This is a genomic window from Kitasatospora sp. NPDC092039, assembly GCF_044756065.1.
In the GTDB taxonomy this organism is placed as follows: Bacteria; Actinomycetota; Actinomycetes; order Streptomycetales; family Streptomycetaceae; genus Kitasatospora.
In genome coordinates this window covers 24,303-38,492 of record NZ_JBIVSD010000012.1, presented here as the reverse complement: position 1 = coordinate 38,492, position 14,190 = coordinate 24,303, and the positions used below count along the sequence as shown (strand labels likewise).

Sequence of the window (14,190 nt, the reverse complement as noted above, 5' to 3'; positions counted from 1 at the left end):
GTCAGCGTGCCGGGGCGGGGGGCGTCGGCGGGCGGTGGGACGGGGGCGTCGGGTGTGGGCGTGCGGTCCGGCCGGCCGGGGGCGATGCCGACGGGCGTCAGTGCCGCTTGACGGCCACGGTGAGGTCGAGGACGTACGGCTCGACCACCCGTCCGTCCGGGAACTCGGCCAGCAGCGCCGCGCGCTCGGTGGCGAGCAGCGGTTCGCGCCGCTCGGGGGTCAGCGAGGCGAGGAAGGAGCGCGAGGTGAGGTTGTCGACCACCTGCTCGACGGACACCTGCCGCTGCCAGCGCAGCCGGGTGCGGAGGACCTCCAGCCCGGCGGCGGCCAGGGGAGCGGTCAGGTCGTCGACCCGGCCGTAGCCGTGGTAGCGGCCGGACAGCGCGGAGGACAGCCGCTCGTCCCGGGCGCGCACCCAGGGGACGGTCTCGTCGAAGAGGTTCCACCACGCGGCGAGGGCGCCGCCCGGCCGCAGCACCCGGATCGCCTCCGGGACGGACCGTTCGGGATCCGTCCAGTGGAACGCCTGGGCGTAGCCGATCAGATCGGCGGAGCGGTCGTGGAACGGCAGCTCGTCACCGACGCCGCGGACCAGCGGGAGCTGCGGCGAGACGGCCTGGAACCGCGCGGCCATCCCGGCGGAGGGCTCGACGGCGACGACGTCCGCGCCACGGGCGGCCAGCAGACGGGTGGCGATGCCGGTCCCGGCACCGACGTCCAGGATCCTGGCCCCCTTGAGCCCGCGGCCCCAGAGCCGCTCCAGCTCGTCGAACAGTTCCTCCGGGTAGCCGGGGCGGCCGCGGTCGTACTCGGCGGCCACCGCGCCGAAGCTCCCGGCCAGCTCGCGGAAGTCGGGCAGTTCGCGCAACTGCTGACCCTTCGTCATTTCGCCTCCTGCGCAGGGCGGTTCGCGCCCGATCCGGCCGGACGGCTCAGCGTACGCGCGAGGGGGTGGCCAGGTGCAAGCGGGTGAAGGCGAGGGCCTCGGCCAGGTCGGCCTCGCGTTCGGCGGGGGACGCGGAGCGCCTGGTGTTGACCTCCAGCACCACGTGGCCGTCGAAGCCGGTGCGGGCGAGGTGCTCCAGCAGCTCCGCGCAGGGCTGCTTGCCGCGGCCGGGGATCAGGTGCTCGTCCTTGCCGGAGCCGCTGCCGTCGGCCAGGTGGACGTGGGCGAGCCGGTCGCCCATCCGCTCGACCATGGCGAAGGTGTCGATCCGGGAGGTGGCGGCGTGCGAGAGGTCGATGGTGAAGTGCCGGTACTCCTCGTCGGTGACGTCCCAGCCGGGGGCGTACGCGAGCATCTCCCGGTCGCGGTAGCGCCACGGGTACATGTTCTCGACGGCGAAGCGGACGTCGGTCTCCCCCGCCATCCGGTTGATGCCCTCGACGAACTCCCGGGCGTACTGGCGCTGCCAGCGGAACGGCGGGTGGACGACCACGGCGCTCGCGCCGAGCTTCTCGGCGGCGGCCCGGGCCCGGACCAGCTTGGTCCACGGATCGGTGCTCCACACCCGCTGGGTGATCAGCAGGCAGGGCGCGTGCACGGCCAGGATGGGGAGCTGGTGGGCGTCGGAGAGCCGGCGCAGGGCGTCGACGTCCTGGCTGACCGGGTCGTTCCAGACCATCACCTCGACCCCGTCGTAGCCGAGCTTGGCGGCCAGCTCGAAGGCCACGGCGGTGCTCGCCGGGTACACCGAGGCGGTGGACAGCACCACCTTGGTGTCGGGGATGTGCAGGGCCGGGTGCCGGGGCAGCACCAGCCGGTCGGTGGTGCGCAGCAGCGGGGGGCGGGCGGCGTCGCGCTTGGCGGCCTTGACCGAGCGGACGGACTGGACCGCGGCCTTGGCGGCGCCGGCGGCCCGGGCGGTGCGGGTCTCCTTGGGGGCGGCTCTGCCGGTGGTGGTCTGCTTCGCGGGCTTCGTCGTCCTCGCGGGCTTCGGCTTCGCCGGCTCGGCGGTCTTCGCCGTCTCGGCGGGCTCCGCCGGCTTCGCGGTCGTCGCCGGCTCGGCGGTCGTCGCCGGCTCGGCGGTCGTCGCCGTCTCGGCGGGCTCCGCCGGCTTCGCGGCCTTCGCGCTCTTCGCCGTCTTGGCGCTCTTCGTCGTCTTGGCGGTCTTCGCCGTGGTCGTCTTCGCGGCTGCCGTCTTCGCGGTGCGATGGGCGGCCTTGACGGCCTTCGCGGCCTGCTTGGCGGCCTGGGCGGCGGTGGCGCCGGTCACCGCCTTGCCGAGTCGGCGGCGCGGGCCGTCCGGCCGCGACTGCCCGTTCCCGGGAGTGCGGCCCTCCTGCGTTCCGTCCTCGTCCGCTGGTTGCACCACGGGAGACAGCGTAAGCGGAGCACGCGGCGAACGGGGTGGGATGACCGGCGCAGTGACCATCGGCACGTTGCGGCGGGGCGGCTCCTACCGGCCGCGGGGCGGTGGTCGACCGACGGGTGCCGGGTGTCTTGGCGCGGCCGGGGCTGCAGGCGCGGCCGGGGTGCCGGTGCGGCCGGGCCGGGGTTACGGGGTGAGCGCCGGGCGGCGGCGGTCGGCGGGGCTGTCCATGGCGTCCAGGCGGCGCAGGATGATGCCCTCGCGCAGCGCCCAGGGGCAGACGTCCAGCTCCTCCAGGCCGAACAGGTCCATCGCGGCGTCGGCCACCAGCGCGCCGGCCAGCAGCTGCTTGGCCCGGCCCTCGGAGACGCCGGGGATCCGGGCGCGCTCGGCGACGGTCATCGCGGACAGCCGGGGCAGCCAGGCCGCCAGACCGCTGCGGGTGAGCCGCCGGTCGGCGTACGGGCCGGCGTCGGCGGGCGCGGCGCCGGTCATCCGGGCCAGCTGCTTGAAGGTCTTGGAGGTGGCGACCGCGTGCCGCGGCGGGCCGAGCCGGGTGATCTCGGCGACCACCGTGGCCAGCTCCGCCCGGATGTGGCGGCGCAGCTCGCGCAGCCCGTCCGGGTCGGCGACGTCCCCCGGCAGCCAGCGGGCGGTCAGCCGGCCGGCGCCCAGCGGCAGCGAGCAGGCGACGTCCGGCTGCTCGTCGAGGCCGCAGGCGATCTCCAGCGAGCCGCCGCCGATGTCCAGGTTGAGCAGCCGGCCCGAGGACCAGCCGAACCAGCGGCGGACGGCCAGGAAGGTGAGCCGGGCCTCGTCCTGCCCGGAGAGGACGCGCAGCTCGACGCCGGTCTCGTCGGTCACCCGGCGCAGCACCTCCTCGCCGTTGGCGGCCTCGCGCACCGCGGAGGTGGCGAACGGGAGGATGTCGACCACGCCCTTGTCCTCGGCGACCCGCAGCGAGGAGGCGACGTGGCCGACCAGCCGCTCGACGCCGACCTCGGTTATCGCCCCGTCCGCGTCCAGCAGTTCGGCCAGGCGCAGCTCGGCCTTGTGCGAGTACGCGGGCAGCGGGGCAGCACCCGGGTGGGCGTCCACCACGAGGAAGTGGACCGTGTTGGAACCTACGTCGAGCACACCGAGTCGCATAACTCTCCACGCTACGCGATCCGGGTCCTGGTGAGAGGGGGTGCGGCGGTAATCGTGCTGGCCCGGGACCGGTCGGCGGGCGGGCCGGTGGACCGACGGTTCCGGCCGTCCGCACCCGTACCGCCCGGGTGGTCAATGGCCGCCCGGAGGTCACCGCATCGGGGACGTCCGCCCTTGCGGTTTCCGGCGGGGCCGACCGGCCGTCACAGCAGGCCGTCCCACAGCTGCTCGACGATGACGGCCCACCAGTTCTCCGGGTCGGCGAAGACCGTGCCGTCCGCCTCCGCCAGCGCGCGCTGCAGGGCGTCCACCGCACCGCCCGCGGCCACCGGGTCGAGCCCGCGCAGGGCGGGCCACCAGCCGGCGAGCACCTCCAGGCAGCGGACGAAGGCGCGCAGGCTCGCGTTGCAGTGGCGGGCGGTCGCGTAGTCCGGGTCGACGGCCCGGACCGCTCCGCCCACCGGGTCGAGGGCCAGCAGCGCCCAGCCGTCCGTCCCCAGCACCAACTGCCCGGCGAGCGCCAGGCGCTCCCGCTCGGCCACCCGGGTGCCGCGGCCGAGCTCGGCCAGGTACGCGGCGAGCGGGGGCAGGGCGGTGCGCTGGCGGGTGCCGTCGGCGATCGCCTCGGTGCCCGGGTGGTGCAGCCCGAAGAACCCCGGCACGGAGACCGGGACGCCCACCGTCAGCAGCAACGCGGCCGCGTCCCCGGGCAGTTCGGCGCGGGCGACGTCGGCCGGCTCGAAGCGCTGCACGCCCGCCGGGCCGAACCGCTCGGCGAGCCGGGCGGCGAGCGCGGCGTCCGGCTCGTCGGGCGCGGGGCGCGCCGCTCGGGGGAAGGGCACCCGGTTGCGGGCCGGGCCGTCCGGCGGCGCGGGGAGCGCCCGTACGGCGGCGGCCCGGTGGTCGAAGCGCGGGCCGTACGGGAACTCGAACTCGATCCGGGCGGTGGGCAGTTCGGCGGCCAGCGCGTACGACCAGTAGCCGCCGGGCAGTGCGCTCGGCCGCAGGTCGGTCCGGACGGCGAGCACGTCCTCGGCGGAGACGCCCTGCTCGCGCAGCCACCACCAGCCGCGCAGCGCGGGGTGCGGCAGGCCCGCGGCGGAGCGCAGGGCCAGCGACCGTTCCTCGCCGGTGCCGTCCCGGTAGGTCAGCTCGGCCCGGGCGCCCCGGCCGGTCGCGGGCGGGAGGGTCGGATCGTAGCCGCCGGCGCCGACGAAGTCCCGGTAGAGCCCGACCACTTCGTCCACCGGCACCGAGGGCCACACCGTGAACCGTCCGCTCTCCCGGTCCACCACGGCGCAGGCCGCGCCCACCTCCTCGGGCGCCCGCCGTTCCGCCGTCCGCGGGTCCACCACCAGCCGGGCGGGCTCGGCCCACACCACCCAGCCGAGCTCGAACTCATGGGTGCACACCCGCCGCACCGCACCGGCGCCCTGCGGCAGATCCCCGTTGATCCACCGGTGCCCCGCTTCCACCGCCTGCGCCCGCGAAATCACCCGGCCACCCCCGTCCCGTCCAGCCCCCGACACCCATCCCAACCCGACCCGCGACCCTACGCCCCCACCCCGACCCCACACCAAGCACCGACAACCACCCCCGCCGACTCCCCACCCAACCCCCGCACACCCCGCCCCCTCACGCACTAGAAGTCGGCCCCGCCGACTTCTAGTGCGACTCGCGCCCTCTTCCGGACGGGGCGAAATATGCAGACCGGTCTACATGTCCTTCCGCCTCACGTCCCCGCTGCAAGCGCGAGAAGTCGGTCGGGCCGACTTCTCGCGCATCGCGCCTCCGACTATGACGGTCGGTCTACAGATTTCCTCGCACACCCAACCCGACCACCTCAGATGCAGCACGGGAAGTCGGCCCGCCCGACTTCTCACTCAGGCCCTTACTCCGCCGACGCCATCGCGCCGGGCTGCGCCGTCACGCCAACCGTCGACGCAAGCGCAAAAAATATGACGCTCGGTCTACATATTCTTTCCCACCCGGCCCTAGCGCCTCGAACACGCATAGAAAGTCGGCCCCGCCGACTTCCTATGCGCCCCAACCTCCAGGAATGCCCCGCGTCGGGCTGCACGAGAAGTCGGACGGGCCGACTTTCTGCGCGGGACCAGCCTCTCCCCGCCGAGAGCCATCACATCCGCTTGCACAGGAAGTCGATTCTGTCGACCTCCGATGCAAAGCCGGCATGAATATGACGGTCGGTCTACATATTCTCCCCGGGAAAAGCAGGCAAGCCCCGACAGGTCGACCGCACAGGAAGTCGGATGGGCCGACTTCTCGCGCAGATCCAATCCCACACGCCCGCCGCGTCGAGCGTGCACAGGAAGTCGACCCGGCCGACTTCTCGCGCAGAAACCTGGCGAATATGACGGTTGGTCTACATATTCTTCTGAAGAGAAAAGTCCGGGCGGCTCGTATACGCGCGGGCCCAGCTCTTACTGAGGCCACCGGGCCGGGAGGTGCGCAGGAAGTCGGCGGGGCCGACTTCCTGCGCACTGGGGGCGGGGCGGCGCGGGGTGGGGTCAGGCGGCGGGGGTGAGGGGCAGGGGGCGGCCTTCGGGGGTGAGGGCGATGGCCCAGAGGCCGTGGGTGGCGGGGTGGAGGGGGGTGAAGGCCTGGCGGGCGAGTTGGTGGTCGAGGTAGGTGACGGTGTCCTGGTGGTTGACGGCGTTCCAGGCGTGCGGGCGGCCGTAGGCATCGAGGGTGAGGAGCACCGCCTGGGAGCCGTGGCCGGCGCGGCGGAGGTCCTCGGCGAGGCGGTCGAAGGCCCGGCCGCCGTCGCCCAGGTCCCGGAAGGGGGCGCCGAGTTCGCGTTCGGCGCGGTCCCGGCCGCCGCGTTCGCCTGCGTCGCCCTCGGTGGGGATGCGCGGGGCCGCGCAGGTCGGGCGGCCGGTGTAGCACTCGACCGCCGAGAGGGCGATCTCCAGACTGTTGTTGGCCCGCCCCGGTTCGCGGTAGCCGCCGTCGTTGACGGCCTCCGCCCAGCCGCCGGCGGCCGGGTCGGGGTGGCGGACGGGCAGGCCGTCCTCGTCCTGGGGCGCGCGGCGTTCGAGTTCGGCCTGGTGCTCCGGGTCGACCGGCGCGAGCCCGCCCGGCAGGCCGTACGGACGGCTGTCGGCGATGCTGCGCGCCCGGACCGCCGGATCCTCCGGCTGGCCTCCGCGCCGTGCGCGCAGGGCGAGTTGGAGGGCCATCGCGTGGGCGGTCGCGACCGGGACCGCGCCCCAGGCGAGGGTCGGGTCGGCGAGGCCGGCCGCGTTCTCCCGTCGCCGGGCGTCCACCGGGTGCGGTTCGGGCCGGCCGATGACCGGGGTGGTCCCGACGATCGGCGGTGCGGCCGGAGGCGGCGGAGCGGCGTGGACGGGCGGCGGCCCGACGACCGGGTTCGGCGCCGCGCCGGCCGGGGCCTTGGCCACCGGCGCACCCGGCTGCGGCCCGCCGACTGCAGGACCGCCGATGGCCGCGCCGCCGGGACTGCCGGGCGCACCCGCCCCGACGCCACTGCCGAACGGCGCCGCGACGTTCACCGGCCCGCCACCGGGGCCGGCCAGCGGCCCGGGTCCGACGGTGCCCACCGGACCGGCCGCCGGGTACCCGCCGTACACCGGGGTGCCGAACTGCCCGGGCACCCCGACCGGCCGGATCGCCGGCGGGGCGTCCGGTGCCGGACCGTGCGCCGGGACGTGGGCGGGGCCGCCGGCGGACGGCGTGGTGACGGGCACGGAGACCGGATCGGCCGGCGCAATCACCGAGTCCGTTCGTACGGTCACCGCACCACCGCCACTGGCACTACCGCCACCGCCACCGCCGTGCGAGGAGGCCGCGGGCGCCTGGAGCGGGTAGTCCCCGTCCGCCGAGCCCACCGACCCGACGGACCCGGCGCCGCTGCCGAACGGCGCGGCGGCGGCCGCCGCCGGCGCCCAGGCTCCGCCAGCGCCTGCGCCTGCGCCGCCACCCGTCGCCCGATGGTGCCCCGGCGAGCCCCCGGCCGACGCACCCCCCGACGCGCCCCCCGCCGCACCCCCCGGCGCGCTCGCCGCGACCACCGCGTCCGGCCCGCCGACGACCGCGCCCGGGTCCACCGCGACCGAGGCCACCGTCACGACACCCGGCGCCTTCGGATCCCCCGGCCCCCCGGGCGTCACACCCGCACCCGGCTTGTCCGCGCCCGGCCTCTCGGCCCCCGGCTTGTCGCCGCCCGGCCCGTCCGCCCCCGGCGTCAACCCGGCGAGCGGCACCCCGTGGACCGCCTTGCCCTCCTCGTCGGTGAGCACCGGCTGCCCGTGCTCGTCCAGCCGGACGGCCAGGTCCGCGACCCCGACGACCGGCTTGCCGTCCGGCCCCGGGACGACCAGCAGCCCGGTGGCGTCGGCCACCTCCGTGCCGTCGGCGCGCAGGATGACCGGCTGCCCGTCCGGGCCGAGGACGGGCTTGCCGTGCTCGTCCACCTTGACCGTCAGCCCGGGCACGCCGACCAGCGGCCTGCCGTCCTTCCCCGCGAGCAGGACCAGCCCGGAGCCGTCCGCACCGAGCACCCCCGGTTCGCCGAGGGCGGCGGGCAGCCCGGCGGCGAGCGGGTCGAACGCGCCGCCGCGGTACGAGGCGGCGGTGATCCCCGTCCCCTGCGCGGTGCCGAGCTTCAGCAGGGCGACGGCGGCCGGCTCCTTGAGCACGCCGGACAGGGCGTCCTTCATGGCCCGGCCGAGTTCGGCGAGCAGTCCGCCGATCTTCAGCGCGGCGGCCTCGACGGCGACGGCCGCCACGCCCGCCGCGACCTGCTCGGTGGCGGCGTTCCGCACCTTGGCCGCGACGCCGCCGACGGCCCTCTCCAGACCGCCGACCACCCCGTTCTTCGCCGGGTCGCCGTCGGCCGCCGCGGCGATCCGGCCGGCCGCCTCCTTGGCCGCGGCCGCCTGTTCCTCGGCCTGCTTGAGGTCGGCGGCGAGCTGTCGCAGGGTCGCGATGACCTCGGCCTTGCAGGTGTCCACGGCCCGCGCGGCCGTGTCGAAGGCCCCGGCGACCAGCCCGACCGCGCTGTGCGCGTCGTCCAGGTGGCCCTTGCCGCCGCCGCTGAACGCCTGCCAGTACGCGCCGAAGGCCTCGACCGCGTGGCCGGAGTTGTCGGCGGTCACCCGCCGGACGGACTCGCCGCAGCGGCGGGTGAGCCGGTCGGCCTCCTTGCCGAACTCGCGCCAGACTCCGGCGGCCTTGCGCAGGCCCTCCTCGTCGGCCTGCGGCCACTGCTGGCCGGTCCGGGCCAGCACCGGGACCAGTTCCTCGGGCAGTTTCCGGGACACGCGCTTCTCCCCCTGTCGAGCCGGGTCTGTCGTACCGGCTGTGTCGAGCCGGTAGGTCGAGCCGGGCCTGTCAGACCGACATGTCCTTGGGGACGACGGGAGCCGTCCCCCGGGTTGCCCCCGGAACCCCGGTCACCCCCGGAACCCCGGCCGCCCCAGGCACTCCGGCCGCCCCAGGAACTCCAGGCACCCCCGGCACTCCCGAACCCTCCGGCACCGCCGTCGCCCCGAACCCGCTCGCCGCCGAGCTGTCCGCGTCCGCCGTCCGCCCCGCCATCGTGTGCAGCCCCGCCCCGACCCCGGCCACCCGCCCGGCCAACCCCCGCAGCCCGCCGACGAGTTCACCGCGCGCCTGCCCGTACACGCCGGCGAAGCCGCTGCCCGGCTGGTCCGTCCCCCAGGGGGCGCCGAGCGCCGCGAGGCCCTGTTCCAGGGCGGCGACGGCCTTCGTCAGCTCGCCCCCGAGCTTCTCGAACTCCCGCCCTTCGCCGTGCAGTTCCCACGGCTTGAGGACGAACTCCCCGCCCGCCGGGCCGGACGCCCCGGTGCTGCCGCCTGCCATCCCCGTACCTCCCCGTAGCGGACCCTGCGGGCCCGTGCGGACCCGCAGCGGGCCGGCCGCCATCCTAGGCACGCCGCCGGGGCCGCCCGCAGGGCCCGACGGACCTCTTCACCCCGCCTTCACTCCCCGCGTCACCCGGCCTTCACTCCGGGCCGCCACCCCGCCCTCGCTCCGGGCCGCCACCCCGCCTTCCCTCCCGGCGCCACCCCGCCCTCACTCCCGGCGCCCCCACCGCCACGGGCCGCGACCACCGGTCCCGCCACCGCGCTTACGCCCCCGAAAGCTCTACCCTTGCCGGGTGGCACCAGCAGAAACGTCCCCAGCAGAATCATCCGAGAAGAAGGCCAAGGCGAAGCCCAAGCCCTCCTCCGCCCCCGTCGACCTCGCGATGCCGACCCTGCGCCGCGAGATCCCGCGCGACGAGGTCCCGCTCGACTTCCCGCGCGCCTGGGTCGAGTTCGCCGACCCGGCCGACGAGGAGCAGGTCTTCCGCTGCGACCTCACCTGGCTGACCTCCCGCTGGTCCTGCGTCTTCGGCCAGGGCTGCCACGGCATCCGCGAGGGCCGCGGCGAGTCGGACGGCTGCTGCACGCTGGGCGCCCACTACTCGGACGAGGACGACGAGAAGCGCGTCCGGTCGCACGCGGCCCGGCTGACCCCGGAGCTGTGGGAGAACTTCGCCGAGGGCACCGACGCCAAGGGCCGGATCGTCGCCGACGGCGGCATCACCATGCTGGACGAGGACGGCGACCGCCAGACCCGCCGGGTCAACGGCGCCTGCATCTTCGTGAACAGCCCGGACTTCGCGGGCGGCGCCGGCTGCGCCCTGCACGCGCTCGCCCTCAAGGAGGGCCGCGAGCCGCTGGAGACCAAGCCGGACGTCTGCTGGCAGCTGCCGGTCCGCCGCACCTACGACTGGATCGACCGCCCCGACGACACCCGCTACCTCCAGGTCTCGATCGGCGAGTACGACCGGCGCGGCTGGGGCCCCGGCGGCCACGACCTGCACTGGTGGTGCACCGGCGCCCCGGCGGCCCACCAGGGCGCGGAACCGGTGTACGTCAGCTACCGCCCCGAGCTCACCGAGCTGATGGGCCGCGAGGCGTACGAGGTGCTGGCCCGGCTGTGCGAGGAGCGGATCGCCACCAAGGGCGACCGCAAGGTGGCCCCCCACCCCGCCGACCCGGTCAAGCCCCCCAAGCCGACCGATCAGGCCAAGGCGAAGGACAAGGCCAAGGACAAGGCCAAGGTCAAGGTCAAGGTCACCGCCAAGCCCCCCAAGCAGGACTGACCCGCCCCGCCCGCCCCCGGCGGTCCTACTTGTCGATGTCGCCGACCACGAAGAACATCGACCCCAGGATCGCCACCATGTCCGCGACCAGCGTCCCCGGCAGCAGCTCGGTCAGCGCCTGGATGTTGTTGAAGGACGCCGACCGCAGCTTGAGCCGCCACGGCGTCTTGTCGCCCCGCGAGACCAGGTAGTAGCCGTTGATCCCGAGCGGGTTCTCGGTCCACGCGTAGGTGCTGCCCTCCGGCGCCTTGAGCACCTTGGGCAGCCGCTGGTTGACCGGGCCGGGCGGCAGCGCGGCGAGCTTGTCGAGGCAGGCGTCGGCGAGGTCGAGCGAGTTGAGGGTCTGCTCCAGCAGGCACTCGAAGCGGGCCAGGCAGTCGCCCTCCTCCCGGGTGACCACGGTGAGCACCTGCCGCAGTTCCTCGGATCCGTACGCCAGGTACGGCTCGTCGCGCCGCAGGTCGAGGTCGAGGCCGCTGGCCCGGGCGATCGGCCCGCTGACGCCGTACGCCTCGGCCTGCGCCCGAGTGAGGACGCCGACGCCGGCGGTGCGGGCGCGGAAGATCTCGTTGCCGAGGACGAGGTCCTCGAAGACCGGCAGCTGCGAGCGCACGGTGGCGACGGCGGTGCGGACCCGGCCGAGCCAGCCGGCCGGCAGGTCCTCCTTGAGGCCGCCGACCCGGTTGAACATGTAGTGCATCCGCCCGCCGGAGGCCTCCTCCAGTACGTGCTGGAGGTCCTCGCGGCCGTTGAAGGCGTGGAAGACGGGGGTGATCCCGCCGAGTTCCAGCGGGTACGAGCCGAGGAACATCAGGTGGTTGAGCACCCGGTTGAGTTCGGCGAGCAGGGTCCGGACCCACACCGCCCGCTCCGGGACCTCCATGCCGAGCATCCGCTCGACGCCCATGACGACGCCGAGTTCGTTGGAGAAGGCGGAGAGCCAGTCGTGCCGGTTGGCCAGCATGATGATCTGCCGGTAGTCACGGGCCTCGAACAGCTTCTCGGCGCCCCGGTGCATGTAGCCGATCACCGGCTCGGCGCTCACGACGCGCTCGCCGTCGAGCAGCATGCGCAGCCGCAGCACGCCGTGCGTGGCGGGGTGCTGCGGGCCGATGTTGAGCACCATGTCGGTGGTGCCCGCCGTGCCCGTGAAGTTCTCGGCGCCCGCCCCGATGCCGACCGTGGTCTCCCTCATGAGGTCAGAGTCTGCCATCCCGGCAGGTCCGCCAAACTCCTCGGTCCCGACATCCGGACGGCCTGCACCAGCCACCCGAACCCGCCCAGCCCACCCGGGTCGGTCAGCTCGGCCGCCTCCCCCGCCCCGCTCAGCGCCCGCAGGTAGCCGGCCGGGTCGCTGGACGCCAGCGCGAGCGCCGGGCGCTCGCCGCTCACGCCGAGCGCCCGCAGCGCCTCCCGCTGCGTCGTCCACAGGCTGTGGAGACCGGGGGCGGCGATCGAGTCCAGTGCGACGTGCGCGGTGACGTCGCAGGAGCCGTCCGGCACCGGGGCGACCTCCCGGCCGTCCCGGAAGCCGGCGTGGGTGCCGAACGGCGGCCGCCGGTCCGCCGTGTGCCCGTAGTCGACGGCGACGGCCAGGCCGCGCTCCAGCCCGGCCACGGCCCGCGCCCAGGCGGCGTCCCGGGGGCCGCCGAACTCCACCACCTCGCCGGGCTCCGCGACCGGCCACCAGCGCTCGGCCCAGGCCGCGTCGGCCGCCGAGACCGGCTCGCCGAGGCGCTGCTCGCCGGTGGCGGTGTCCACCTCGAGGTAGCGCAGCACCCCGTCCCCGTCCACCTCGCCGGCGTCCAGCGGCACGTTGTCCAGCCACTCGTTGGCGAACAGCAGCCCGGTGACGCCGCGCGGCGGCTCGTCCGTCCACAGGGCTGTGGACGGCAGGCCGTGCGGCCGCTCGGCGATCTCCACGCCGTACGGCCGCAGCCGTGCCAGCACCTCCGCGGGCAGCTCTGCGAGGACCCCGGTGAGCAGTTCGCCCCGCCCGGCCCCGATGTCGACCAGGGCCAGCTCCTCCGGACGACCGAGGGCCGCGTCAACCTCCAGCAGCAGCCGCGCCACCGCACGGGCGAACCTCGGCGAGGCGTGCACGGAGGTGCGGAAGTGCCCGGCGGGGCCCTCCGGCCTGCGGTAGAAACCCCGCTCGGGGTCGTACAGGGCCTGTTCCATGGCGGGCGCCCACCGCATCCAAGTCATGGGGCCGGACGCTACCCGGCGCCCGACGGCCCCACCCAATCGGATCAGGTGCTCTCCGACCTACGGAGTAGGGCGGATCGCCCTACCGGCGGACCTGGGCATGCGAAGCGACTGCCTACGCTGGACACGTGCATCGACTCAACGCCTGGCTCCGCCGTCACCCCATGGTGGTCGACGCCGCCTGGGCGTCGATCGTGCTGTTCTTCGGCCTGCTGCCGAACGACGGCTACGTCGACGAGGGCTGGCGCTTCGACGCCTCGATCCTGGTCGCGGTGCTGCTGCCGCTGCTGATGGTCTTCCGGCGGCGCCACCCCGACCTCACGGTGGCCGCCGCCACCTGCATCGGCGTCGGCCAGGTGGTCGCGAACGTGCCGCCGGGCGGCTCCTCGATCGCCTACCTGGTCTTCGCCTACACCGGCGCCGCCTTCGGCCAGAAGTGGACCTCCCGGCTGGCCCTGGCGGCCGGCCTGTCCGCCGGGCCGCTGGTGTTCTGGCAGATGAAGCCGGTGAAGACGGTCTTCGACAGGGCCGGCGACGCCCACAGCCGCCCGTACACCTTCGGCGAGGCGGCGCTGATCACGCTGCTGATGAGCACGCCGTTCATCCTCTGCTGGGCCTGGGGCCGGCTGACCAGGGTGCGCCGCGCCTACCTCACCGAGCTGGAGGACCGCGCCGCCCGGCTGGAGCGCGAGCGGGACGCCCAGTCCAAGGTGGCGGTCGCCGCCGAGCGGGCCCGGATCGCCCGCGAGCTGCACGACGTGGTCGCGCACAACGTCTCGGTGATGATCGTCCAGGCCGACGGCGCCGCGTACGTCCTGGACAACTCCCCGCAGCAGGCGAAGGAGGCGCTGAGCACGATCGCCTCCACCGGCCGCCAGGCGCTGGTCGAGATGCGCCGCCTGCTGGGCGTGCTGCGCACCTCCGACACCACCGCCGAGGAGTACGTGCCGCAGCCGGGCGTCGAGGAGCTGCCGGAGCTGCTGGAGCAGGTCCGCACGGCCGGGCTCGACGTGGACTACGCCACCTCCGGGCACCCCCGCGAGCTGCCGCGCGGCGTCGAGCTGACCGTCTACCGGATCGTCCAGGAGGCGCTCACCAACGTCCGCAAGCACGGCGGCCCCGACGTGCACGCCCGGGTCGCGGTCGACTTCGGCGAGCGCGAGCTGGCCGTCCTGGTGGAGGACGACGGGCGCGGCAGCACCGACGAGCAGTTGGCCGCCGGCGGCACGGACGGCCTCGGCCACGGACTGATCGGCATGCGCGAACGCGTCGGCATGGTCAGCGGCAGCCTCGACGTGGGCCCCCGCCCCGGTGGCGGCTTCCGGATCCGCGCCGTCCTGCCGCTGAAGGCGGCCCACTAGCCCC

The 14,190-nt window shown here is 75.2% G+C and carries 10 protein-coding genes; 2 read left to right on the top strand and 8 right to left on the bottom strand.

The genetic code is table 11. The annotated features are described in order from the left end of the window. Positions 1–97 precede the first annotated feature (97 nt). From ACIQI7_RS23140 to ACIQI7_RS23115, 6 genes are all read right to left on the bottom strand, one after another. Positions 98–886: a class I SAM-dependent methyltransferase gene (locus ACIQI7_RS23140; protein ID WP_401112963.1), complete on the bottom strand. Its 789-nt coding sequence runs from the start codon at positions 884–886 to the stop codon at positions 98–100. Between the two features lie 46 nt (positions 887–932). After that, complete coding sequence (locus tag ACIQI7_RS23135) at positions 933–1,736, bottom strand: sugar phosphate isomerase/epimerase family protein (protein ID WP_387753201.1); 804 nt, start codon at positions 1,734–1,736, stop codon at positions 933–935. A 762-nt stretch (positions 1,737–2,498) separates the two neighbouring features. Beyond that, positions 2,499–3,461 (bottom strand): Ppx/GppA family phosphatase, encoded by a 963-nt coding sequence (locus ACIQI7_RS23130; protein ID WP_401112962.1) that lies wholly within the window; start codon positions 3,459–3,461, stop codon positions 2,499–2,501. 203 nt (positions 3,462–3,664) lie between these two features. Next, the gene (locus ACIQI7_RS23125) at positions 3,665–4,873 is read right to left on the bottom strand and encodes an SUKH-4 family immunity protein (protein WP_401112960.1); all 1,209 of its coding nucleotides are present in this window, start codon (positions 4,871–4,873) and stop codon (positions 3,665–3,667) included. A 1,116-nt stretch (positions 4,874–5,989) separates the two neighbouring features. Then, entirely contained in the window at positions 5,990–8,764 is a 2,775-nt protein-coding gene (locus tag ACIQI7_RS23120) for a toxin glutamine deamidase domain-containing protein (protein WP_401112958.1), read from the bottom strand. 70 nt (positions 8,765–8,834) lie between these two features. Beyond that, a complete protein-coding gene (locus ACIQI7_RS23115; RefSeq protein ID WP_401112956.1) occupies positions 8,835–9,326 on the bottom strand; it encodes a hypothetical protein in 492 nt (163 codons plus the stop codon). A gap of 388 nt (positions 9,327–9,714) precedes the next feature. Here ACIQI7_RS23115 and ACIQI7_RS23110 point away from each other — a divergent pair, with 388 nt between their 5' ends. Next, positions 9,715–10,617 (top strand): hypothetical protein, encoded by a 903-nt coding sequence (locus ACIQI7_RS23110; protein WP_401113239.1) that lies wholly within the window; start codon positions 9,715–9,717, stop codon positions 10,615–10,617. A 25-nt stretch (positions 10,618–10,642) separates the two neighbouring features. On the opposite strand, the gene ACIQI7_RS23105 is transcribed toward ACIQI7_RS23110, so the two are convergent. Together ACIQI7_RS23105 and ACIQI7_RS23100 are read right to left on the bottom strand one after the other, a co-directional pair. Continuing rightward, a complete protein-coding gene (locus ACIQI7_RS23105) occupies positions 10,643–11,812 on the bottom strand; it encodes an NADH-quinone oxidoreductase subunit D (protein WP_401112955.1) in 1,170 nt (389 codons plus the stop codon). Next, complete coding sequence (locus ACIQI7_RS23100) at positions 11,809–12,825, bottom strand: SAM-dependent methyltransferase (protein ID WP_401112953.1); 1,017 nt, start codon at positions 12,823–12,825, stop codon at positions 11,809–11,811. Before ACIQI7_RS23100 ends, ACIQI7_RS23105 begins: the two co-directional genes overlap by 4 nt. A 164-nt stretch (positions 12,826–12,989) precedes the next feature. On the opposite strand from ACIQI7_RS23100, the gene ACIQI7_RS23095 reads away from it, so the two are divergent. Beyond that, positions 12,990–14,186, top strand: a complete 1,197-nt coding sequence (locus ACIQI7_RS23095) for a sensor histidine kinase (RefSeq protein WP_401113237.1) — start codon at positions 12,990–12,992, stop codon at positions 14,184–14,186. Positions 14,187–14,190 lie beyond the last annotated feature (4 nt).

Excerpts from the sequence above, each read along its gene's own strand:
- ACIQI7_RS23095 (WP_401113237.1), top strand. The coding sequence starts at position 12,990 with ATGGTGGTCGACGCCGCCTGGGCGTCGATCGTGCTGTTCTTCGGCCTG.
- ACIQI7_RS23140 (WP_401112963.1), bottom strand. The coding sequence starts at position 886 with ATGACGAAGGGTCAGCAGTTGCGCGAACTGCCCGACTTCCGCGAGCTG.
- ACIQI7_RS23110 (WP_401113239.1), top strand. The coding sequence starts at position 9,715 with ATGCCGACCCTGCGCCGCGAGATCCCGCGCGACGAGGTCCCGCTCGAC.
- ACIQI7_RS23105 (WP_401112955.1), bottom strand. The coding sequence starts at position 11,812 with ATGAGGGAGACCACGGTCGGCATCGGGGCGGGCGCCGAGAACTTCACG.
- ACIQI7_RS23130 (WP_401112962.1), bottom strand. The coding sequence starts at position 3,461 with ATGCGACTCGGTGTGCTCGACGTAGGTTCCAACACGGTCCACTTCCTC.
- ACIQI7_RS23115 (WP_401112956.1), bottom strand. The coding sequence starts at position 9,326 with ATGGCAGGCGGCAGCACCGGGGCGTCCGGCCCGGCGGGCGGGGAGTTC.
- ACIQI7_RS23100 (WP_401112953.1), bottom strand. The coding sequence starts at position 12,825 with ATGACTTGGATGCGGTGGGCGCCCGCCATGGAACAGGCCCTGTACGAC.